Here is a 24,040-nt window from a genome sequence, read left to right as displayed (position 1 = left end):
TAAAAATAAATGCTAAGCCTCACAAAAATATTGTGAGGCTTTTTTATGATCTAAATATAAGTTGATTGAAATTTTGAAAATTGAACGGTTTTAAAGATCATTTAAGGTTCAAAACTTTCAAATTTTCCGTTTTCGTAGAAGATGACAATTCTTTTAATCTTATTTTGCTGATTTTCAATAGCTTGAGCAATAATTTCATCATTACTTTTTTCTAATCGCTGAGAATCCGATATTTTCTCGTGAGCTTTACTTTGATCCGATATAAACGATTCCTGACGATCCATTTTTGGCGGTTCTATTTCTGTTTCTTCACTGCCAAAACTTTCATCATTATTCACCATCGTAAAAAGATCGGGGAGAGAAGTTGTTCTTGGTTTCTCTTCTTCATAGCTTTCTTCTTCCAGTTCAGGAATGTCCGAGTCGGGAAGCTCAGATTTCAGCATTTCACCTTCACCCGTAATCAGCCAGTCCCAAAGAATTTCAGGAAAGCGGGATTTTATTTTAATGATAAACTCAAGCGACGGTTTGTTTCTTCCGGACGTAATGTGGGAAATAGAAGATCGCTGTACTTCAATTTCATCTGCAAACTCCGAAGAAGAAAGATTAGAATACTCGATAACTTTTGAAATTCTCTCGTTTAAACTCATAAAATCATTCTTAAAACGTGTTACAAATGTAAATAAATAAATTTACAAATGCAAATCAATATAATAAACAAATGTAAATTACGATAAAATACATTTGTAAACTTAGCAAACATCTAAAAATCAGCATTATAATCAATTGATAAAAATCCAATTCTAAATTTTACAAAAGTTTATCCACAGTTAAATCATTAAAATCAATAAAATTTTGCTGAAAACGTCGATAACTTATTGATAAGTTATGTTCATATAAACACCATTATTGATGTAATAAACATAATTTTGTTGCGGTTTAATACACTGTATTATCAAATACAGATAATGTACTTAAAATAACAGATAAACGCGTTATAATAGGGTAAAATGAACGTTTTACTTTTGTAAAATACAGCTTTCAAACGCATTTGGACTGGGTTTTGTATTATTTTAATGTAAAATATGGTTATTGATATTTTTTAAGATTTACCAGATTAAATTTCTGAAATTAAAAACAGAAATAATTTAGTAGGAGACTGTATTTTTCGATGATTTACATTTGTATACAGTGTTTTATTCAAAGTTTTCGACAATTGTTTTGTTTAACAAATTTCCTCATATTTCTTTAAAACAAATACTTTTACTACTTAAAGTAATATTCAAATACTCATTTAATTAAACTTTATAAATTACTGAAATTGAGTTATTTAAAATATAAGTATTAAATTATTATCAATCCACAATTTTATCAACAGACATTTTGTCATAGCCAATTGTTTAACTATTTCACAAATGTAAAATTTAATTTTTCCATAAAAAAGCCTTAAATTTGACTATTGTAAACTATTTATATGAACTTCGAACAGATCTATTTACAAAATCCAAATTTTCCAAATCGCTATATTTCCCCTGAAAAATTATTTTCTTACCTACAGACGAATCTCAGTGATCATATAAAACAGATCGGAACGTCTTATTTAGAAAAACCTATTTATAAGTTAACAGTCGGAACAGGAAACATTAATATTCTTGCCTGGTCACAAATGCACGGCAATGAATCCAACGCAACGCATGCAATGCTCGATTTGCTTTTTTCTTTGGATAAGGCTCCGGAATTAAAACAAGAATTGTTCAGCAAAATTCAGCTTGATTTTATATTTATGCTAAATCCCGACGGATCCGAAAAATGGACAAGATTAAATGCAGCCGATATCGATCTGAACAGGGACTTCCATAACGAAGCCAGTAAAGAGATCAAATTTTTAAAAAATGCGGTGGCTTCAAAAAAATATGATTATGCGCTGAATCTTCATGAGCAGAGAACAATTTTTACAACAGACGGAATTCATCCGGCAACGTTGTCTTTTTTGGCTCCCTCAGAAAATGTAGAAAGAACCGTAACCGAAAACCGGAAAAAATGCATGGCGGTAATTGCAGAAGTTTATCAGCATCTGAAAGAATTAATCCCGAATCAGATCGGAAGATATTCTGATGAATTTTATCCGACTTCCACAGGCGATAATTTTATAAAAGCAGGAATGCCTACGATTTTATTTGAAGGCGGACATTTTGTAGACGACTACACCAGAAAGGGAACCCGAAAATATTACACGGTTGCTTTATATTATGCATTAAAAGCCATTTCAGAATTAAATTCCGAAACAACAGGTTGGGAAACGTATCTCGAAATTCCGGAGAACAGAGAAACACACTATGATATCATTTACAGAAATGTAAAGCTGAATACAGACCATGAATGTATTTTAGACGTAGCGGTTCAATACCGTGAAATAAAAGAAGAAGGAAAAGATGAAATCTCTTTTATTCCTTTTGTCATGGAAGTGGGAGATGTGAAAAAGAAAAAAGGCTGGCTCGAAATCGACTGTACCGGAAAGAAATTTGTCTCAGAAACAAAATATCCGAAGCTAGATGCAGAAGTGAATTTTACAATAGAAGACTGAAAATAAAAAAAGCGGAATCAATATTCCGCTTTTGTTTTATATAAATAGACTGTTCATTCAGAAAGGAAGTCTGTACAATTACAGATCCTTTATTTCATTAAAAACAGAAATTAGTTTATGACTTTAATTCCGTTGGCTACAAATCTGATCTCTTCTTTCGGAGTTTTGATCGCATCGATTTCAGACTGAGGCTTTTTAGCATCTTCCGCATAATGTTTCTGCTCGTCTACAGAAGTAATTTTTCTTTCCGCAGTTCCGTCCAGAACAACAGTTTTACCTTTTAAAGCAGTAGGAACAAAGAATGCATAATCCTTCATTTTTACAAAAAACTGAGAGTTATCTTCTGTCTGGATCGTTAACCAACATCCTTTTTTATCGCAAACGTCTGTTACTTTTCCTTTTACGGCAACGTTTTCTACTTTTTTATCTTTTTTAAGCTTTTTGCTCAGCTTATCTACGGAGATTGCTTTAGATTCTACATTTGAAGCAACTCCGCCACCGTAAACATCACCTACAAGAGCATTTCCTGCAGGAGGTCCGAATTTTTTTGTTTCCTGTGCAAAAGCTAAAGACGAAGCACTCACGGCTACAGCAAATAATATCGCTTTGAATTTCATTTGAATTATTTTTCTCAAAAGTAATAATAAAATTCTGAACGGCAAACATTAAAAATTTGATAAAAAACAGGTTCAATCTTTCGGAATTTGAATGCATTTTCTTAAGACTAGCTTTGTTATACATTTTTAACGCGGGGTTCGCAAAAGATAATAGGATTAGCTTTGAAAAAATTCCGTTCGCAAGGGTGCTTCGACAGGCTCAGCATAAACTATTCACTTAAAAAGTGATAACAGAATTATATTTTGAAAAATTTTTAATTCATTAGACAATCATCAAAAAAATTGAAATGATCATTGTTATTTTTAATAAAAACCTTGTGAGCATTGCGTTAAATTATTACAATAAAATTTATTTTAACGCAAGGTTCACAAAGAAAGTGAGGATAAACTTTGAAAAAATTCCGTTCGCAAAGGCGTTTCACTCAGCGAATGATAGCAGAATTTTATATTGAAAATAATATTGGCCTCGATTTTATAAACTATCGGCACGCAAAAAATTGAAAAACTCTTTTATGCATTTTTATCATTCGCTGAGTGAATAGTTTATGCTGAGCTTGTCGAAGCACCCTTGCGAACGGAAAATAATCATTGTTGTTTTTAATAAAAACCTTGTGGTCATTGCGTTGAATATCATTTCATAGAAAAATCCGGCGAATATTAAATAAAACAGAAAATAATCCTATAAATATTTATATTTGGAATCTACAATCAATTATGCAGAAAAAACTAAAACTTTGGGATGCCATTATGCTGGTAATGGGATCCATGATCGGAAGCGGAATTTTTATTGTTGCCGCAGATATGATGCGGAACCTTGGCTCAGGATTCTGGGTAATCGTGGTTTGGATTATTACGGGAGTAATGACTGTCGCAGCGGCTATCAGTTACGGAGAGCTTTCGGCGATGTTTCCAAAAGCAGGAGGACAATACACCTATCTTAAAGAAATTTTCGGGAGAAAAATGGGCTTTTTGTACGGTTGGGGATTGTTTACAGTGATTCAGACCGGAACAATTGCTGCCGTTGCCATGGCTTTCGGAAAATTTACCGCCTATCTCGTTCCGGCTCTAAATGATGCAGCTCCGATTTTTCAGAGTGGCGAATTTAAAATTACATGGATCCAGATTTTAGCAATAGCAACCATCCTTTTATTAACCCAGCTCAATACAAGAGGCGTTGAAAGCGGAAAATTATTACAGAATATCTTTACAGGCTCCAAAATCATAGCATTACTGGGACTTATTGCTACAGGATTTATTCTGGTGAATATTTCACATTTAGCGGATAACTTTAGCTTTGGATATGATGCTTTCAGCAATCTTAAAAAAGACATTTCAGGAAATTTTCTGGAAGAGGGATGGGAACCCATCGGCGGAATGACTTTACTGGGCGGAATTGCTGCCGCAATGGTAGGCTCCGTTTTCAGTTCGGTAGCGTGGGAAAGTGTAACGTTTGTATCAGGAGAAATTGAAAATCCAAAGAAAAATGTGGTAAAATCCATGATCTACGGAACATCTGCCGTTATGATTTTGTACATCGCCGTCAATTACGTTTACCTGAACGCTTTAGACAGAGATTCCATTGCTTTTGCGGAAAACGACAGGGTAGCGGTGGCTGCTTCACACTTCATTTTCGGAAATGCAGGAACGGCAATTATTGCGGTTTTGGTGATGATTTCTACTTTCGGATGCAATAACGGACTGATCTTAGCCGGAGCAAGAGTGTTTCAGACGATGGCAAAAGACGGAATGTTTTTCAGACAGGCAGAGCAGAACAACAAAAACAATGTGCCCGCAAATGCACTCTGGATGCAGGGAATCTGGGCTTCCATTTTATGTCTGAGCGGACAGTACGGAAATTTGCTGGATATGATCTCTTTCGTCATTGTTTTATTTTACATGATTACCGTTTTCGGCGTTATTTACCTGAGAATAAAACAGCCGGATCTGGAAAGACCTTACAAAACATGGCTGTATCCGGTAACTCCGATTATTTATTTATTGATCGGGACTGGTTTCTGCATCTTATTGCTCATCTACAAACAACAGTATACATGGCCCGGTTTTCTCATGGTTTTACTCGGACTTCCCGTGTATTATCTCATTAATATGAATAAAAAAACTGAAAAATAAATTCAAAAGCTGTTCGTCAATCTGGGCAGCTTTTATTTTTTGTCAACCCCAAATCAAAAATAACCCCTAAAGTCAAAAATTCCCCTCTCTTGGAGGGGTGGCAAAAATTTAATTAAATTTTTGACGGGGTGATTTTAAAGTTCGAATAATTCAAAAGTATTCAAATCCAAAGAACTCCTCCTTTCTAATATATCCGTCTTGCCAAAAAGAAATAATCATATAAAGCTGTTCGCAAAGTCGGGCAGCTTTTTTTTGGAGCTTTTTCCAGCTTTCCATTACAATCTTTTTTTCAAAAAGGATTTTCATTGCAATCTGGGCTAGGATTTTTCTGTATAATTTCAATTTTTGTCCACTACATCCATCAAAAACAGAAAAGATTAAATCAGAAGTCCCGAAAAATTCCCCTCCTCTGGAGGGGTGGCAAAAATTTTATTAAAATTTTTGACGGGGTGGTTTAGAAAAACCAAATCATTTAAAAACATTCAAAATCACAGAACTTCTCCGTTAATTACAAACAACTCTGTTTTAAATCTCAGGAGTTCTCCGGAAGTCTCCCACAGCTTGCAGGAAACCACAGAACTTCTCCGTTGATTACAAACAACCCTGTTTTAAATCTCTGGAGTTCTCCGGAATTCTCCCGCAGTTTGCAGAAAATCACAGAACTTCTCCGTTGATTACAAACAACCCTGTTTTAAATCTCCTGAGTTCTCAGGAAGTCGTACATGAATATTGTAGACAACTGATCCTTAAATTCTAAGGCTCTAAAAATTCCCCTCTTCGGAGGGGTGGCAAAAATTTCAACGAAATTTTTGACGGGGTGGTTTAAAATCAAAAATCTGTTTAAACTTTAGAGTTTTATGATTATTTACAATAAACTTTTATTAATTCATGTAATTTCAAGTAAATGCTGCATTAAAAAAGAAAAATTTAAACAACAATCAATACTATTATTTCCTTTTTTTCCTTAAAAATGATTAATTTGGTAGTATCTTTCAAAGAATTAAGTTCTATGAAGTAAAAAATTAAGAAGGAGAAATCATGGACACACCAAATTACAGAATGCCTTTTGTTCCGTCGACCTTAATGACGGAAGGAGGAAGCATAGAAACCTGCGATATGGGAGAAAGCATAGCGCACAACATTATGCTGCTCATCACCACCAAAAAAGGCGAAAACAGATACGATGAAAATTACGGAAACGACGTCTGGAACCTTGAATTCGATAACGGCATTACAAGCGCAGTCTGGGAAGCCGTTTTCATTAAAAGCCTCAAAAGACAGATTCAGGAATACGAACCCAGAATTGTTCAGCCGCAAATCGATGCACACATCCAGATTGTAGAACACAGCTACGACACAAAAGAACATACCGAAATCAAAAAAAAGGTAAAAATCGCCATCAATGCCAAAATGGAGCATTCCGGAGAACGTTTCAGCTTTTCTACAGAGCTTTTCCTGAGCCCGATGTCGATTGATTAAATTCTATAACCACCACCAAATCCTATGAATTTAGAACAGAATATTTATTCCAAAGAATCCGTAAAAGCGAGGATGCTTCAGAATGCCACAAAAGTATGGGGTCTGAAAAGTCCGCAGTCTCTTGATCCGTTCGTTAAATTATTAATTGACGCATTCAGCACGGAAGTTTTCAAAGCGAACAACGAAATACAGACCGTTAACGCCAGAATTTTAGAAAAACTGGCAAAATTATTAACGCCTTCCATTTATACACATCCGATTCCGTCTCATGCGATTGCGTTTACGCAACCTTATGAACCGTCTGAAATTTTATTGGAGCATACTGAGTTTTTCTTTAAAAAACAGATGACTTCCACCATAAAATCAGAATCGGACAAACAGATCAATATTCCTTTTACGCCAATCGGAAATATCAGAATCAACAAAATACAGACCGCCATCATGTTTGTAGGAAACACCTGCTACGGAATCGATGACCGGCTGAATAAAATTCCCATCGCAAGATTTCAGGGAAGACCAGAAGATTATCGTAAAGTGACGATCGGAATTGATGTTTCAAAATACTCAAACGAAACTTTTCCTAAAAATGTGAGCATTTACTGCTCAAATCCGGCTTTCGAACATCTTGATTTTACCTATAAACTATTGCCTTACATTACGGTTTCGTCCAACGGAAATCCGTTATTTGTAAAAGAAGGTTTAACCTATTATAAAAACAATCAGGCAGAAGGATATGAACAGATGTTCCGCGAACAGTCTATTCAAAATAAAATTATTGAAGACATTAAAAGTGTGTATCATCATAAATTCATTGAGATTTCCGGACTTTCAACCTCATTATTTTCAGAACCGGGACAGCTTCCCGAAAATCTCAGTTATGTAGATTATAAAGAAGAAATTACAAAATACATCGACGGAAAACGATATCTGTGGCTTACTTTCGAGTTTCCGCCGCAATTTTCCGCTGAAATTCTGGATAATTTTTCCTTTGTTTTAAATGCTTTCCCGATCTATAACCGAGGCTGGAAAAAAACGGAATACAGCTTAGACATTATGGGAAACAATATTCCTCTCGTAACGGATGAAGGCGAACATTTTCTGTATGTAGATGAGGTTCAGGACGGTGACGGAAGAAAATACACCGAAATTCCTTTCACCCCGAATGACGATCTCCGAAAAGGATTATACACGGTAAGAAAGGGCGGAATGGAGCGTTTTACAAACAGAAATGCAGTTGATATGATTGCCAATGTTCTTGAACTGACGCGAGACGAAATTGCAGCCTTCTCTTTACTGAACCGGGATAACGTGAAAGGCGTTCTCAGTGAAATGTCCGACAAAATGAAATCCATGGTTCAGAAAGTAAACAATGCCAAACGAAGCATTAAACAGGAGCTGAACTATGTGATTATGGAACCGGTTGATAAAACAGATCATACCTATGCTTCATTCTGGATCACGCATTCTACATTAGCCAATCATATGCGTCCCGGAACGGAACTTTCCAATCAGTTGAAATCACAGACGCTGGTCCTTTTAACGGAAACAATCGGCGGAGCAGAAGAGCAGAAGGGAACCGACAGTATTCAGGCTTATAAATATGCTTTAACCACAAGAGATAAGATCATTTCTCTGGAAGACGTTAAAAACTATTGCCGAATGGTTCTTAAAGACGAGCTGAAAGAGGTAAAGGTAACCCGCGGAACCATGATCAGCAATAAACCGAAAGAAGGTTTCATCCGAACGGTTGAGGTAGAGATCATTCCGCAGAATTATTCTTTCTACGGAAGAGCTTATTGGGAAAATATGGCGAATGTTTTAAGAAACCAGATTATTTCCAAAGCCATCGACGGAATTGAATATCTGGTAAAAGTAACGAATGAAGATTCGGATTTTTAGTGATTGTTTAGGATATTCTCAATAAAATGGATGAATTCTCAGACAATCTTAGGATGACTTAGCGAAATCTTCAGCATATTTATTTGAAGGAATATAAAAGCAGTTAGTATTAGAATCCTGTCATCCTGAGCTTGTCGAAGGATCTCCAGCTAAATAACCTCAGTTCGGGATAAGAAATAAATTTAAATAATTGATTTATAATGTTGTATTATTTTATCGCAAAGAAAAACAAAAGATTTTTTTTTTACTTATTGAAAGTTGGTAAGCTAAACAAAGGCACTTCGTTTATTTAAAAAAGACAAAAATGGTATTACTTTGAGAAGTTTTACGCCTTTGTATATCTTAAAAGGTGAATTCCTGATAATTGAATCTTTTTGTTTATTGCGTTTAAGAAGACTTATCCCGAACTCAGGTTAAATATTAAAAATTTCGGGCAAACCAAAGGTTTGCCCGAAACTTATTAAAAAAAACTACTATTTAAAATAACTGATCCATAAGAATCACTTCTCTGTTTTCCAATAAAGGAACAATCTGTTCGGCTACAACTTTCTGGTAATGTTCAGAATTTTTATGAAATTCCACTGCATCGGCATTTTTATACCCTTCAAACAATACCAAAGTATGATCGTCAGATTTGCTTTGATGTACTTTGTAGAAAAGATTTCCTTCTTCCTGCGAACTTTTTTCCGCAGCCTGTTTCAGTAAATCCAAAACGACATCCAGTTTTCCTTCTTTTACCTGCCATTTGGCACATACATATACTGCTTTCTGATCCATTTTCTTATATTTTTTTAATTATTTATTTGAATCCCTGTATTTCTAAAATAAGTGGAATGCTGTTGTTGATCTTATTTTCAAATTGTTACAATTATTTGTGTCTCTCTTTGCGATTCATTTATCGCGAAATTACATTAAGAGCCAGCCTGAATATTAAATCTGTTTACACTTTTATTTAACCGTAAAAGCTACAAAAGATGAACTAAACTATTATTTAAAGTTGATCATTATCAATGAAAAAGATCACCATAGTTTTTAAAAATCTTTGATTTTTATTCTTTTGAGCGCTTTAATTATTCTGAAACTTAGCTTTATGATTATCTTTTGAGCCTTTTGTGGATAATTCTGAAATCAGTTTAAACTTTTTAATAAAGATATTCTTGTTGGAAGACGCAGGATTTTTATTAATCTCAAATCTTTAAGGCGCAGGAAAATCAAAGATTTTCAATAAGGATTGATGCTTAATTTTATCGCAGATAAAATCTTTGCGCCTTAAGAAAAGACCGTATTTAATGAATATTTTGCGCCTTTGCGATATTTATAACTATTAAGTTTTTTAAGATAATAAGCTTAATTCCTTAATGGTAAAAATGCACAACAAGTTGCCTAAGCTTTTTTCGCTTCCAAAAGAGCCACTATTTTTTCTCCTACACCTTTTGCAGAAGCCGGATTTTGTCCGGTCACGATATTTCCGTCGGCAATGCTGTTGGCAGACCATGGTTCTGCTGCATGGAAAATCGCACCCTGCTCCGTTAAGGCAGTCTGAAGATCAAAAGCAACATCCGCTTTTGCATAGCTGTCTTCTTCCGCAGTGCTAAATGCAGCAATATTCTTACCATTTACCAGATAACTTCCGTCGCTTAATTTTACATTCAGAAGCGAAACGGGACCATGACAAACCGCTGCTACAACACGGTTGCTTTCATAAAAATCGGCAAGCACTTTCTTAAGTTCCGGTGCTTCTGCCATATCGACCATCGGAGCCAGACCTCCCGGAACAAAAACGGCATCGTAATTAGAAGTATTTACCTCAGACAGTTTTTTTGCACGGTGCATATCTTCCCAGCCTTTTCCGGTTAAAAATTTTAAGTTCTCCGGATCATCCGCTAAATTTAATCCGTCCAGAAACGGAGATTCACCAGTTAAACTGGCAAAATCGATCTGGTAACCTGCGTTTTCAAACTCTGCATAAGGATGCGCTACTTCAGGCAGGAAAGTTCCTGTTCTTTTATTGTTCGGACCGATAGAATTGGCGTTGGATACAACGATTAATACTTTTGGATTCATGACATTCAATTTTGTTTGTTAAAAATATTTGTTTGATCTTTTTGAAATTACCTGAATTTCTACAGCAAATATATGCCGATCCAATGCTTCGTTCGAAGGACTGAAGTCACAAAAAAAGTGTGATCCAAATCACACTTCTGCATTTTATTCTATTGTTTTTTATATTTTATTGGGAGCTTTTTCCCGCTTTCCGTTACAATTCCTCATTGCGCGGCTCCGCTTCGCTCCGCCGCTCCATTGCGGGATTTTCTCTGCAATCGGGGCTATGGCGGAAGTTATTCTTTTCAATATCTGAAACAATATGCATAAAATCTGTCTTTAATATCGTATTTAATTTATTTGTGCTCTTTGTGCAAAAAAATTAGTGTCATTGGTGTTTAAAAAGATTCTTCATTTGTCTTTCATTTCGTATTCGCGGTGTCACTCTGAGCCTGTCGAAGAGTCTCTTATTATCTTTATTGCTAAGATACTTTTCAGGATGACAAAAATACTGTAAATGCATTTGAGAAAGGATAAAAAATTTTAGATTGAAAAAAAATCTGCGTAATCTGTACAATCTGCGGGAGATTATCAAAAAGATTCTTCCTTTCATAATGCTTCGCAAAATTTCAATCAGAATGACATGACTCGTTAAAAATTTTGCTGATTGAAAAGAATTGTTAACAATTATTTATTGTTTTATCTTTCGTTTAGTATTCGCGATTTCACTCTGAGCCTGTCGAAGAGTCTCTTATTATCTTTATTGCTAAGATCCTTTCAGGATGACAAAAATGCTGGAAATGCATTTCATTAAGATTTTCTGAATAAAAAATTTAAAACTACTTATTGGTATTAGAGTACAGTCTGCTTAAAGTTTCCCTGCTTACGCCGAGATATTCTGCGACATATTTTTTAGGAACTTCCGAAATCAGATCGGGATACAATCTTACAAATTCTTCATAACGCTGTTGTGGTGTTCCCGACAAAAGCATCATAATTCTCTGTTGAAGCGCAATATAACCGTTCGTTAATTTAATCCTGAAAAAATGATCCATCTTGTGAAGATCGGCTGCGAGTTTATTTCTTCCTTCAAGGGTAAGACTTACCACTTCACCTTCTTTCAGGCATTCGATAAACATTTTGGAATTTTGCTGTTTAAAAAATCCGATATAATCGGACATCCACCAGTTTTTTTTGGCAAACTGAAGAATATGTTCTTTGCCGTTTTCATCAATATAATAGACTTTATAAATTCCGTCAAGAACAAGAAATTCATATTTAACTTCGTCTCCGTCGTGGATCAGGAACTGGTTTTTACGGACTTTTCTTAAGGTGAAAAAAGTTTTGACATATTCAAACTCTTCGTCTGTAAGCGGTGTAATGGCTTCGATATGTTCTCGCAGTCGGTTCATGATAATGCTTTATCCGGTGTAAAAGTAATTAAAATTCTGAAGAATCTGAATACAGAAATTGTAAGTCTGTTTACACTTTTATTTAACCGCAAAATTCACAAAAGATCTACTAAATTTTTTATTTAAAGTTGATCATTATCAATGAGAAAGCTCACCATAGTTTTTTAAAATCTTTGATTTTTATTCTTTTGAGCGCTTTGATTATTACAGAAATTCGCTTTAACATGATCTTTTGTCCCTTTTGCGGTTAATTCTGAAATTAATTTAAACAAGTTTTGCTTTAAAAAGACTGATTTTTTATTGTGAAAATTACAATAAGTAATCAGAGATTCATGAAGAAAGAGTAAATTTTTTGTGGTACAGTTGTTATAATAATTTTCTAAGACCATTAAAAAAACAAATGGCTTCGGAATAATTTCGCATCATTTTTGTAAGGATAAACTAACACTTTTTAACACTGAAAATTGCCAAAATTTCCGTAATTTTGCACATCGTGATTTTCAGGTAAAATCACCCCAAATTATGAGTAAATCAACAGAATATATAGAAGTTTACGGCGCACGCGAACATAATCTTAAAAACATCAATGTAAAAATTCCACGCAACGAACTGGTCGTGATTACAGGACTTTCGGGAAGCGGAAAATCTTCATTGGCTTTTGATACGATTTTTGCGGAAGGACAGCGCCGTTATATCGAAACGTTTTCTGCGTACGCAAGACAGTTTTTGGGAGGTCTGGAGCGTCCCGATGTTGATAAAATTGAAGGATTGTCTCCTGTAATTGCCATCGAACAGAAAACTACCAACAAAAACCCGCGTTCTACGGTAGGAACTGTGACGGAACTGTACGATTTCCTTCGTCTTTTATTTGCCAGAGTTTCCGATGCGTATTCTCAAACGACAGGAAAAAAACTGGTAAGTTATACCGAAGAACAAATCTTAGAAACCATCAAAGAAAATTATAAAGGGGAAAAAATCATGCTGATGGCGCCTGTGGTAAGATCCAGAAAAGGACATTACCACGAACTTTTTGTGCAGATGGCAAAAAAAGGATACGGACAGGCAAGAATTGACGGTGAACTGCAGGATATTGAATATGATTTAAAACTCGACCGTTATAAAACCCACGATATCGATATCGTCATCGACCGCTGGATCATCGGGGAATCTGCTTCCGAAGCGAGAATGGAAAAATCTCTGCGCACAGCGATGGAAATGGGAGAAGGACTGATCGGAATTCAGAAACTGGGAACGAAGGACATCGAATATTTTTCTAAAAATTTAATGGATGCCGAAACCGGTCATTCACTGGCTCTGCCGGAACCGAATACGTTTTCTTTCAACTCTCCGAAAGGAAGCTGCCCGAGCTGTAAAGGTTTGGGAACCATCAAGAAAATCAATACAGATTATTTTGTTGAAAATCCGAAGTTATCCATCAATCAGGGAGGTTTATTGCCTTTGGAAGACTTAAAGTCTAATAAATGGGTACTTTCTCAGATCAAAAATATCTTGGAAATTTTCGGATTGGGAATGGCAACTCCGATTCAGGACATTCCGGAAGAAGCGTTAGACTATATTTATAACGGCTGTCATAAAGAATTCAACAAAGATTTAAAATACGCCGGAATTACCAAGAAAATCAAGATCAGCTTTGATGGTTTAATTCCTTTCATGGAAGAAATTATCGAAGAAAGGGAATCCTACGAAGCAATTCTGCTGGAAAGGCATTTTACCACGGAAGAAACCTGTCCGGAATGTAAAGGAACCCGTCTTCAGCCTTCGAGTTTAAGCTTTAAAATCGATGGAAAGAATATTGCGGAAGTTAATGCTTTAAGTTTAATTGATTTAAAGGACTGGCTTGCTGATGTTAAAGATAAATTTTCTGAGAAAAATGCTATCATTGCGCATGAAATTTTAAAGGAAATTGAAACAAGGCTGCAATTCTTATTAGACGTTGGTTTAGATTATTTAAGCCTGAGCAGAAGTTCAAAAACGCTTTCGGGTGGAGAATCTCAGAGAATTCGTCTGGCTACACAGATCGGCTCTCAATTGGTGAATGTTCTCTATATTTTAGATGAGCCTTCCATTGGGTTGCACCAGAGAGACAATGAAAGATTGATTAATTCTTTAAAGAATCTTCGGGATATCGGAAATTCTGTTTTGGTGGTAGAGCATGATAAAGACATGATTCTGGAAGCCGATGAGGTTTTGGATATCGGTCCGAGAGCCGGAAAATTCGGTGGAGAAATTCTGTGGCAGGGAAAACCAAAAGATCTGGTAAAAACAGATACAATTACGGCGCAGTATATTAACGGAAAAAGAAAAATTGAAGTTCCTGCGGAAAGACGTAAAGGAAACGGAAAAAATATCGTTTTAAAAGGAGCAAGCGGAAATAACCTGAAAAACGTTACACTGGATATTCCTCTGGGAAAACTGGTCGTAGTTTCGGGGATTTCGGGAAGCGGAAAATCGTCGCTTATCAACGGAACATTGTATCCGATTTTAAATAAACACTTTTACAGGGCGGTTCAGGAACCTTTGCCGTACAAAAAAATTGAAGGTCTTGAACACATTGATAAAATTGTAGATGTAGACCAGACTCCGATCGGAAGAACGCCGCGCTCGAATCCTGCAACCTACACCGGAATGTTTACCGACATCCGAAACCTGTTTGCGGAATTGCCGGAAAGTAAAATCCGTGGTTATAAACCGGGAAGATTTTCTTTCAATGTAAAAGGCGGAAGATGCGAAACTTGTCAGGGAGGCGGTTTAAAAGTAATTGAAATGAATTTTTTACCGGATGTGTATGTTCACTGCGAAACCTGCAATGGAAAACGTTTTAACAGGGAAACTCTTGAAGTGCGTTACAAAGGAAAATCGATTTCTGATGTGCTGGATATGACTATTGATGAAGCAGTAGAATTTTTCCAGCCGATTCCGAAAATTTTTGCGAAGGTGAAAACTCTGCAGGATGTCGGTTTGGGGTATATTACGTTGGGACAGCAATCGACCACCCTTTCTGGAGGAGAAGCGCAGCGCATCAAGTTAGCTACAGAACTGGCAAAAAGACAAACCGGAAACACCTTATACATTCTCGACGAACCCACAACAGGACTGCATTTTGAAGATGTAAAGATTTTGATGGATGCGATTAACCAGTTGGTGGAATTAGGAAATTCTTTCATCATCATCGAACATAATATGGATGTGATCAAGTTAGCCGATCATATCATCGATGTTGGTCCGGAAGGCGGAAAACACGGAGGGCAAATCGTTGCGCAGGGAACGCCTGAGGAAATTGTGAAGTCGAAGAAAAGTTTGACGGGGAAGTTTTTGAAAAGGGAGCTGGAATAAAATTATATAAATTTCTTATGGAAAACCGCAATTTATGTTGCGGTTTTTTTATTTACTTTTGGGGAAACGAATAACTATGAGACTTGCAGCTATTTATATAAAAAAACACTTTCTATTTTCTGAGCCACAAACCATTAATCTGGGTGGGAAATATTTCTATACAATTACTGCAAGAGAAAGTATAGATAATGAATATGACGTTACAAGAGAAGAAAATCCAAATTTCATAGAGGGATTTTGGGGAGAAAATATTTCTTTGGTTTCTGCGCTTGTTGGGGAAAATGGAGCAGGAAAAACGAGTGTTTTGAAAGATTTTGATATTTATAATTTTGGAATTTATAAAAATAATATACATATTTGGGAAAAGGAGGATGATTCTTTAATTATTTGTTTTTATCAATTTCAGCCAAAAGTTTCTAATCCTAAAATGTTTTTAGAAAATAAACAATGTAAATATATTTTTCATGAAGATTCTAATATTATACAAATACATTATAGTCCTATATTTGAATATGATCTAACTTTATTGAAAGATGAAAATAGATTGGGGCATATCTACAGCAAGAATAAAAAAATTGTAAATCTTAGATTTACTAATAGATTAAGCACTAGCGATATAAGAAGTTATATTTATAATAATTATTTTTATGAACTTGAATTTTGTGAAAAATTTAATCAATTTTCAGAGCAATTTAGTTTTTTAAACTATAATTTACGATTTGATTTTGTTGAGAATTTTTGGGGTGAGAAAAAATTATGGTTTGATTATAAAACGAAAAGAAATTTTAATCAAAAGCATTTTAATATCCTTGAAAAGCAATATTCTTATGATGAAAAAAAAGAAATTGAAATTTATTGGAAACTTTATTATCAAATTCTAAATTCTTCTTTGTTACTACATGATCTTCTTGTAATGTATATTTTGTATATAAATAAATACATTAAAAATTTTGCTAGAGTAATAATTAAAGAATTAAGGGATGAGCAAGTTGAAGCTATGTCTATTGTTAATTTAGTAAAAGAAAAATTAAATTTAATCAATGATGAAAAAAAAGATTTAGCTAATAAACTAATAAAGTTGTTTAATTTATTAATAGAGAATAATAAAGGTTATTTACCATTCACTTCACTTTATGATAGAAATATTGCAATTGAAATAATTAAACTTCAAAATGAAATTTCATTATCAATAGAAGATGGCAGATATTTATGGGGAACTTATTTATTTAATGTAAGACCTAATAGAGTTTTATCTTCAGGAGAAAAATCAATGATTAATCTTTTTTCAACGATTTATAAAAGTTTTTCTGATAGAACTATTGATGTGCTTCGAAAACAAGATCCAGAAGAAAAGTATATAAACACAACCAAAAGCATCAAAAACATTATCCTTCTTTTAGATTAAGCAGATCTTGGTTTTCATCCGCAATGGAAGAAAAAATATGTTAAAATTCTAACAGATTTTTTACCAATAATGTTTTCAGAAATCTCAGGTTTCGAAAGCGTGCAAATTATCTTTACCACACACGATACTTTAACATTATCAGATATTCCCAATAGCAACGTTATTTATTTAAAAAAAGATGGAGATAAAACAAAAGTTCTCAGTCAAAACGAAAAACCTAAAAAATCTTTTGGAGCAAACATAACCGATTTATTAGCAGATAGTTTCTTTATTAAAGATGGTTTTATAGGAGATTTTGCGAAAGGAAAGATTGAGGAAACAATAAAATGGATAAACCTTGAAAAGTTTAAAAAAGATAGTAAATCTCAGCAACCGTATGAACTTAATGAAGACGAATACAAACACCATAAAAAAATCATTGAGCTAATTGATGAAAATGTAGTAAGAATGAAACTTGCCGAAATGCCTGGATGAACTAAAGCCTGAAAAAGAATTTCAAAAAGAACTGGCTGAAAAGGAAATAGAATATTTGAGAAATAAATTTAATTTGAAATGATAAGACTAAAAGAAATTTCAAATGATGCTTTAGAATGGTATTATATAGCAATGAAGGATAAAATTGATTGCTCAGGTTTATCTGACTTTTCTAAAAATTTTTTAACAGAAGATATTATCAAACAAATTTTAATAGAAAAACCTCTAGTAATATTAGGTATTCATAATGCTGCTCCGTGTGAATTAAAGAATAAAAATATTGTAGAGAAGGTTTTTAATTACAAGTATTTTATTTCCAACGATAAGGAAATTTCTTATGAAATTTCTCAAAATATAGGAATTAATACTTGTACCTACTGTAATAGAAATTATACACTTACAATTAACGATGAAAATGGTGGAATTTCCAGACCACAATTTGATCATTATTTTTCACAGAAAGATTATCCGCTTTTGGCTTTGTCAATTTATAATTTAATTCCATGTTGTAATATTTGTAACAGTACAATTAAAAGTTCAAAACCTTTGGAATTAAAAAAACATTTGCATCCATACATTGAAGAAGAAAACAATAAGGAAAAAGATTTTATATTTTCTTTTGATTTTGATGAAACTCTTTCTAAATTTAATGTTAAAATTAATTATGAAGAAAAATCAAAAATTAAGGAAACATTAGATTTTTTCAAAATTAAGGAAGTTTACAATGCTCATTCAAATTTTGAACTAAAGGATCTTTACCATTTACGCTACAAATACTCCAAAAACTATTTAGACATTCTTTGTAATAAAACTTTTGAAGGTTTAAATTTATCACAAGAAGAAGCTTATCGCATGATTTTCGGTATTGAAATCAACGAAGATGATTACCATAGACGACCTTTTTCAAAATTCAAGCATGACATTATTGAAGAGCTCAAAAAGAGTTTTTAAACTAAATTTTCCATCCCAATATTAAATTTTCAAAAAATTTTCAAATTTTATTCACCTGAAAATCAATAATTTAAATTCTAATGTTAACTCAATGTTAACTAAATGTGAAATTATTGTAAATTATTTTATATATCTTTGGTAAAGAAATAGTAAATAAGTTTAATATAACATTTAAAACCAAAGAGTTATGAAAAATAAAATTCAGATATTAATCGCTTCAGTTTTCGTTTGTGGATTTGCAACAGTAATGAATATGGCAAAAGCACAGACTGCAAACAATAATACCATTCAGGAAGTACAGTTGAATAAGAATGATGCGTTCAATGAAATAAGAAATCTTTTGATGGCGAATTTTGACTTTACCAATCAGGATTATAAGCAGGGAGTTGTAAACTCGGAAGTGAAATTTGATATTGCAGAAAACGGAAAAATCGTAAATGTTCATTCCAAAGGAGACTGCAAGAACGTAAGCAAAGAAATTGAAAACGTTTTAAGCAAGCTTCATTACAGAGTAGACAGCAAAAAATTAAACGAAAATATGATTGCTTCTACCTACGTTATGCCTGTAAGAGTGGATATTAACAACAGATAACATTCATAAAATCTTTTATACTGAGCCATACAACTTCTGTATGGCTTTTTTATTTTAGGTGTAAATAATGAAAATTTTAAATGTAAAGTTGTAATAACTAAGGAAAATATTCGTTATATATTTGAATCAGACAAAATTAAAACAATATGAAAAATTTGAAGAAGCTAAGCAAGACAGATCTGAAATCGGTAAACGGCGGACAGCCAAAACAATACTGCGTTTTCTGCGAAAGAATCAACAAGCTTGTTTGCAGTGAAGCTCAGATTTCACAATGTCCTTAACAATTCAGACCGCTTTTTAGAAGGCGGTTTTTTTTATGCTTCAAAAATTTTTCTTTCATAATTGTATTTTAACAGCTTCAGCAAATGCCCTTTGAATAAATCTAAACTTTTTATTTCCTACTTCTCAAACAGACGGTAAAAATTTATACATTTGATTGTATAATAAAAACTTTTGTGAATCCTATTTTAGATGTCGTTCTGCGTTCGCTCTGTTTTTATCTTTTCATGGTGATCGGAATCCGTGTTTTCGGGAAGAATCAGCTTTCGCAGCTTAACGCGGGAGATGTTGTTCTGCTGCTTCTGATTTCCAACGCTGTCCAGAACGCTATGGTAGGACAGGATACCTCGCTTCAGGGTGGTTTAATTGCTGCTCTGGTTCTTTTTGCGGCTAATTTTACCTTAAAAAGATTCATGTTCAGAAGTCCTGCTTTTAAAAGTTTTATGGAAGAAGATCCCGTTATCCTTATTAAAGATGGAGTAGTAGACGAAAAAGCGCTAAACAAAGTAAAAATAACTTCCGATGAACTGGAAGAAGCCGTGAGAGAACATGGTGTGGGAGGAATTGATGAGGTAAGACTTGCGGTATTGGAAGTGGATGGAAATATCAGTGTGGTTTCCGAGGATAACAAAAGCAAACAGACCCATTATTCCAGAATTAAAAGAAAAAACAAACGAAAATATCATTAGCCATGAATTACGAGCTTAGAGAAATGCTTCCGAAAGATGAAGCCAGAGTTTTAGAAATTTTCAGACAGGGAATCGAAGGCGGAAAATCGACCTTCGAAACGACCGTTCCCACTGCCGAAGCATGGAATATGGATTATTATAATGACTGTCGCTGGGTTTTGGAAAATGAAAACAACGAAGTTGTTGGCTGGTGCGCCCTGAAACCCGTAAGCAAAAGAGAAAGCTACAAAGGCGTTGCTGAAGTAAGTGTGTATTTCGATAATGAATATCAGGGAAAAGGGTTAGGTTCTGTTTTGCTAAAAAAGATGATTCTCGACAGCGAAGATCACGGCTTCTGGACATTGCAGGTGAACATATTTCCGGAAAACGAAGGCGCTCTGAAAGCACATCAGAATAACGGCTTCAGGATTGTGGGAACAAGAAGGAAAATAGGAAAACTTAATGGTGAGTGGAAAGATGTTATTATGCTTGAAAGAAGAAGTAAAACTGTTTTTTAACATAAAAAATACTAAAGTTTCTTAAATGTTCACATAAAAACAACGAAAAATAATTATTGGCATTCAGATTGTAATTTTTCATGATGTAATTTGAAAAATATATATTTATGAAGATGCTGACTAAAATTTTGGGACTATTCCTGATTGTTTTTTCCTTTGCCCTGTACAATGCTGCTCCTTTACAGAGAGGTCATGGTCACGGAAGAGGACATGGTTATGGACACGGTCCAAAAAAACATTATTATCACGGACCAAAAAGAACTTACTACAGAACGGTAGTATATCACAAACCACCGAGACGTTATTATAAAAAACATTATTACAGACCTGCAAGAAGGGTATATTATGCTCCAAGACCACAAAGAGTGTATCCGGCAAGACCTGTAGTTATTGTTAATTTATAAATAGAATATAAGCATTGAAGAAATTCAGTGCTTTTTTTGTTAGTTACCATACAGATTTGGTTTCTGAATATCGATTTATAAATAAGGAATTTTAATAATTTATTTATATACAAAAGGCTGTATCACTATTGGTACAGCCTTTTCTTTTATTAAATCTCAATCTCAACCTTAATCTTTACAACCTCGATTTCTTAGGATTCAGAAAAGTATTGAAAATCATAACTTCCTGTCCGAATTTTGCTTCAATTCTTTCAGCAATATTTTCCATTTCGCTTTTGATGAAATCTTCTCTCAGCTCGTCATTATCAAAAATAAGAAGAAGATTATAGTTTTTGCCTTCTTCAATATAATCGCTGTGCACTTCAGAAAGGATATATTGATTAACGTCCATCAGATTTTCCGTCATTAAAACCAGGGTTTCGTCCATATAATTTTCCCAGGCTTCAAGATTATTTTTTGTGCAGTGGAACGTTATGCTTAATATGCTCATATTTTATGAATTTTTAAGATTCTGTAGATAAATTTTACCGCAAAAATCGGCAAATTTTTCGTAAATTAGCCCGTTAATAAAAATACAAAAAAAATAATTTTCAGACGTATAGCTAAGGGTCTGACTATCATTATAATAAAATTGTTTATGCAAAAAGAAGGAGAAAGACTGATTCCTATCAACATTGTTGATGAAATGAAGTCATCTTATATCGATTATTCGATGTCGGTTATCGTTTCGAGAGCGTTGCCGGATGTAAGAGATGGCTTGAAACCCGTTCATAGAAGAGTACTTTACGGTATGTATGGATTAGGGGTTTTTTCTAATCGAAAGTATTTAAAATCTGCGAGAATTGTTGGAGACGTTTTAGGTAAATATCACCCGCACGGAGACTCCTCTGTATATGATGCAATGGTAAGAATGGCCCAGGACTGGAGCTTGCGTTATCCGCAGGTAGACGGACAGGGTAACTTCGGTTCCATGGACGGAGATCCGCCTGCAGCAATGCGTTATACAGAAGCAAGACTGAAAAAAATCTCTGATGAGGTGCTTTCGGATCTGGACAAGGAAACGGTAGATTTTCAGAACAACTTCGACGACAGTTTACAGGAACCGACAGTTTTACCTTCAAAAATTCCGAATCTTTTAGTTAACGGAACTTCCGGTATCGCGGTAGGGATGGCAACCAATATGGCTCCGCACAATTTGTCTGAGTCTGTAGATGCGATCTGCGCTTATATTGACAACAGAGAAATTACGATCGATGAATTAATGCAGCACATCATAGCTCCGGATTTTCCTACAGGTGGAATTATCTATGGGTACGACGGCGTAAGAGATGCGTTTCATACTGGTCGCGGAAGAGTAGTTCTGAGAGCAAAAGTAGCTTTTGAAGAAATCGGAAACAGAAATGCAATCATCGTAAACGAAGTGCCTTATCAGGTAAACAAAGCGGAAATGATTGCAAGAACTGCGGAACTCGTAAAAGAAGAGAAAATTCCGGGAATCTACGAAATCAGAGACGAATCGGATAGAAGAGGTCTTCGTATTGTTTATGAACTTAAAAATGATGCGATCCCGAATGTTGTCCTGAACTTACTTTATAAATATACAGCACTTCAGACCTCTTTCAGTGTAAACAATATTGCATTGGTTCACGGAAGACCCGAGCAGCTTAACTTAAAAGACATCATTCATCATTTCGTAGAGCACAGACATGAAGTTATCGTAAGAAGAACTCAGTTTGAGCTTAGAAAAGCTAAAGAAAGAGCGCACATTCTTGAAGGTTTCATGAAAGTGATCGGTTCTCAGGATTCTTTAGATAAAGCGATTTCAATCATCCGTCACTCTGCCAATCCGCAGGCTGCGAAAGAAGGATTGATCGAAGCTTTCGAGCTTTCTGAAATTCAGGCTCAGGCAATTCTTGATTTACGTCTTGCCCGTTTAACAGGAATGGAGCTTGACAAGATCCGTGATGAATATGATGCAATCATGAAAGAAATTGCAGATTTGGAAGATATTCTGGCAAACGAACCAAGAAGATTCCAGATCATCAAGGATGAATTAATTGAAGTTAAAGAAAAATACGGAGACGAAAGAAGAACCGAAATCGATTATTCAGGAGGGGAAATGTCTATTGAAGATATTATTCCGAACGAATCTGTTGTTCTTACCATTTCCCACGCAGGATATATTAAGAGAACTTCATTATCAGAATACAAAATCCAGAGCAGAGGCGGTGTAGGAAACAAAGCCGCAACTACAAGAGATGCAGATTTCCTTGAATATATTGTTTCGGCAACCAACCACCAATATATGCTCTTCTTTACAGAAAAAGGAAGATGTTACTGGTTAAGAGTATTTGAAATTCCGGAAGGCTCCAAAACAGCAAAAGGAAGAGCGGTACAGAACTTAATTAACATTGAACCGGACGATAAGATCAAAGCTTACATCAGAACCAATAACTTAAAAGATTCTGAATATGTAAACCAGATGAGCGTTGTGATGGTAACGAAAAACGGAACCATTAAGAAAACTTCGCTGGAAGCATATTCAAGACCTAGAGTAAACGGGGTGAATGCAATTGAGATCAGAGATAATGACCAGTTGTTAGGTGCTTATTTAACGAATGGCACATCGCAGATCATGATTGCTACGAAAAACGGTAAATGTATCCGTTTCCCTGAAGAAAAAGTAAGAGAAGTAGGAAGAGGATCGATCGGAGTTCGTGGTATTGCCATGGAAGAAGACGATGAAGCAATCGGTATGATTGTTGTAAATGATGTGGAGAAAGAAACAGTGCTTGTGGTATCCGAAAAAGGATACGGTAAGAGAACAGCCGTAGAAGATTACAGAATTACCAACAGAGGAGGAAAAGGAGTTATCACGCTGAATATCACTGAAAAGACAGGAAATCTTATTGCCATTCAGAATGTAACAGATGAAGACGGATTGATGATCATTAACAAATCCGGTGTTGCCATCAGAATGGGAATGGACGAAATGAGAGTGATGGGTAGAAATACACAGGGCGTAAGACTGATCAATCTTAAAAAGAATGACGAAATTGCTGCGATTGCAAAAGTAGAAATGGATAAAGAAGTAGAAGAATCTGAAGAAAATGAGGAAGGGGTTGTAGGAACGCTATTTGATAACCAGGAAGACAATACAGATGCTCCTCAAGCTGAAAATGAAAATCCGGAAGAGGAAACTGAGAATTCTGATTCGGAAGAATAATTAATATT

The 24,040-nt window shown here is 34.7% G+C and carries 21 protein-coding genes; 14 read left to right on the top strand and 7 right to left on the bottom strand.

All coding sequences use genetic code 11. The annotated features are described in order from the left end of the window. Window positions 1–101: 101 nt before the first annotated feature. Window positions 102–647, bottom strand: coding sequence for a helix-turn-helix transcriptional regulator (locus tag B0E34_RS13865; RefSeq protein ID WP_087710328.1), 546 nt, complete (start codon window positions 645–647; stop codon window positions 102–104). An 824-nt stretch (window positions 648–1,471) separates the two neighbouring features. On the opposite strand from B0E34_RS13865, the gene B0E34_RS13860 reads away from it, so the two are divergent. Then, a complete protein-coding gene (locus B0E34_RS13860) occupies window positions 1,472–2,581 on the top strand; it encodes a M14 family zinc carboxypeptidase (RefSeq protein ID WP_087710327.1) in 1,110 nt (369 codons plus the stop codon). A gap of 110 nt (window positions 2,582–2,691) precedes the next feature. Here the strand turns inward: B0E34_RS13860 and B0E34_RS13855 are convergent, their stop codons facing one another. Then, entirely contained in the window at window positions 2,692–3,198 is a 507-nt protein-coding gene (locus B0E34_RS13855; protein WP_087710325.1) for a DUF4920 domain-containing protein, read from the bottom strand. A 714-nt stretch (window positions 3,199–3,912) separates the two neighbouring features. Between B0E34_RS13855 and B0E34_RS13850 the strand changes: the two genes are divergently transcribed. Beyond that, on the top strand, window positions 3,913–5,328 hold the full coding sequence (locus tag B0E34_RS13850; RefSeq protein WP_087710323.1) for an APC family permease: 1,416 nt from the start codon (window positions 3,913–3,915) through the stop codon (window positions 5,326–5,328). Window positions 5,329–5,478: 150 nt separating this feature from the next. On the opposite strand, the gene B0E34_RS13845 is transcribed toward B0E34_RS13850, so the two are convergent. Next, window positions 5,479–5,670 (bottom strand): hypothetical protein, encoded by a 192-nt coding sequence (locus B0E34_RS13845; RefSeq protein WP_087710321.1) that lies wholly within the window; start codon window positions 5,668–5,670, stop codon window positions 5,479–5,481. 696 nt (window positions 5,671–6,366) lie between these two features. On the opposite strand from B0E34_RS13845, the gene B0E34_RS13840 reads away from it, so the two are divergent. Together B0E34_RS13840 and B0E34_RS13835 are read left to right on the top strand one after the other, a co-directional pair. Then, on the top strand, window positions 6,367–6,807 hold the full coding sequence (locus B0E34_RS13840; protein ID WP_076390131.1) for a GPW/gp25 family protein: 441 nt from the start codon (window positions 6,367–6,369) through the stop codon (window positions 6,805–6,807). Between the two features lie 24 nt (window positions 6,808–6,831). Further along, on the top strand, window positions 6,832–8,706 hold the full coding sequence (locus B0E34_RS13835; protein ID WP_087710319.1) for a type VI secretion system baseplate subunit TssF: 1,875 nt from the start codon (window positions 6,832–6,834) through the stop codon (window positions 8,704–8,706). A gap of 477 nt (window positions 8,707–9,183) precedes the next feature. Here B0E34_RS13835 and B0E34_RS13830 read toward each other — a convergent pair whose 3' ends face one another. From B0E34_RS13830 to B0E34_RS13820, 3 genes are all read right to left on the bottom strand, one after another. After that, on the bottom strand, window positions 9,184–9,483 hold the full coding sequence (locus B0E34_RS13830; RefSeq protein ID WP_087710317.1) for a putative quinol monooxygenase: 300 nt from the start codon (window positions 9,481–9,483) through the stop codon (window positions 9,184–9,186). A gap of 606 nt (window positions 9,484–10,089) precedes the next feature. After that, window positions 10,090–10,770: a type 1 glutamine amidotransferase domain-containing protein gene (locus B0E34_RS13825; protein ID WP_087710315.1), complete on the bottom strand. Its 681-nt coding sequence runs from the start codon at window positions 10,768–10,770 to the stop codon at window positions 10,090–10,092. Window positions 10,771–11,588: 818 nt separating this feature from the next. Beyond that, complete coding sequence (locus B0E34_RS13820) at window positions 11,589–12,161, bottom strand: Crp/Fnr family transcriptional regulator (protein WP_087710313.1); 573 nt, start codon at window positions 12,159–12,161, stop codon at window positions 11,589–11,591. Window positions 12,162–12,683: 522 nt separating this feature from the next. Here B0E34_RS13820 and uvrA point away from each other — a divergent pair. From uvrA to B0E34_RS13775, 9 genes are all read left to right on the top strand, one after another. Further along, window positions 12,684–15,515, top strand: a complete 2,832-nt coding sequence (gene uvrA, locus B0E34_RS13815; RefSeq protein ID WP_087710311.1) for an excinuclease ABC subunit UvrA — start codon at window positions 12,684–12,686, stop codon at window positions 15,513–15,515. A 76-nt stretch (window positions 15,516–15,591) separates the two neighbouring features. After that, window positions 15,592–16,920 carry a hypothetical protein gene (locus B0E34_RS13810; protein ID WP_087710309.1) on the top strand — a complete coding sequence of 443 codons (1,329 nt, stop codon included), beginning with the start codon at window positions 15,592–15,594 and terminating at the stop codon, window positions 16,918–16,920. 69 nt (window positions 16,921–16,989) lie between these two features. Next, window positions 16,990–17,394, top strand: a complete 405-nt coding sequence (locus B0E34_RS13805) for a hypothetical protein (RefSeq protein ID WP_087710308.1) — start codon at window positions 16,990–16,992, stop codon at window positions 17,392–17,394. Between the two features lie 78 nt (window positions 17,395–17,472). Continuing rightward, a complete protein-coding gene (locus B0E34_RS13800) occupies window positions 17,473–18,345 on the top strand; it encodes a hypothetical protein (protein ID WP_087710306.1) in 873 nt (290 codons plus the stop codon). 187 nt (window positions 18,346–18,532) lie between these two features. Next, complete coding sequence (locus B0E34_RS13795) at window positions 18,533–18,937, top strand: hypothetical protein (protein ID WP_087710304.1); 405 nt, start codon at window positions 18,533–18,535, stop codon at window positions 18,935–18,937. Between the two features lie 146 nt (window positions 18,938–19,083). After that, the gene (locus B0E34_RS13790; protein ID WP_087710302.1) at window positions 19,084–19,218 is read left to right on the top strand and encodes a bacteriocin-like protein; all 135 of its coding nucleotides are present in this window, start codon (window positions 19,084–19,086) and stop codon (window positions 19,216–19,218) included. Window positions 19,219–19,392: 174 nt separating this feature from the next. Beyond that, window positions 19,393–19,905, top strand: a complete 513-nt coding sequence (locus tag B0E34_RS13785; protein WP_087710300.1) for a DUF421 domain-containing protein — start codon at window positions 19,393–19,395, stop codon at window positions 19,903–19,905. Between the two features lie 2 nt (window positions 19,906–19,907). Further along, window positions 19,908–20,402 (top strand): GNAT family N-acetyltransferase, encoded by a 495-nt coding sequence (locus B0E34_RS13780; protein ID WP_087710298.1) that lies wholly within the window; start codon window positions 19,908–19,910, stop codon window positions 20,400–20,402. Window positions 20,403–20,509: 107 nt separating this feature from the next. Further along, window positions 20,510–20,806 carry a hypothetical protein gene (locus B0E34_RS13775; RefSeq protein WP_123956626.1) on the top strand — a complete coding sequence of 99 codons (297 nt, stop codon included), beginning with the start codon at window positions 20,510–20,512 and terminating at the stop codon, window positions 20,804–20,806. A 175-nt stretch (window positions 20,807–20,981) separates the two neighbouring features. Here the strand turns inward: B0E34_RS13775 and B0E34_RS13770 are convergent, their stop codons facing one another. After that, window positions 20,982–21,296, bottom strand: coding sequence for a DUF4286 family protein (locus B0E34_RS13770; protein ID WP_087710294.1), 315 nt, complete (start codon window positions 21,294–21,296; stop codon window positions 20,982–20,984). Between the two features lie 147 nt (window positions 21,297–21,443). Between B0E34_RS13770 and gyrA the strand changes: the two genes are divergently transcribed. Continuing rightward, window positions 21,444–24,032 carry a DNA gyrase subunit A gene (gene gyrA, locus B0E34_RS13765; RefSeq protein WP_087710292.1) on the top strand — a complete coding sequence of 863 codons (2,589 nt, stop codon included), beginning with the start codon at window positions 21,444–21,446 and terminating at the stop codon, window positions 24,030–24,032. Window positions 24,033–24,040 lie beyond the last annotated feature (8 nt).

It is taken from the genome of Chryseobacterium mucoviscidosis, assembly GCF_002177115.1.
GTDB lineage: Bacteria > Bacteroidota > Bacteroidia > Flavobacteriales > Weeksellaceae > Chryseobacterium > Chryseobacterium mucoviscidosis.
Note: the sequence above shows the minus strand (reverse complement) of the source record. Positions and strands in the feature narration are given on the sequence as shown.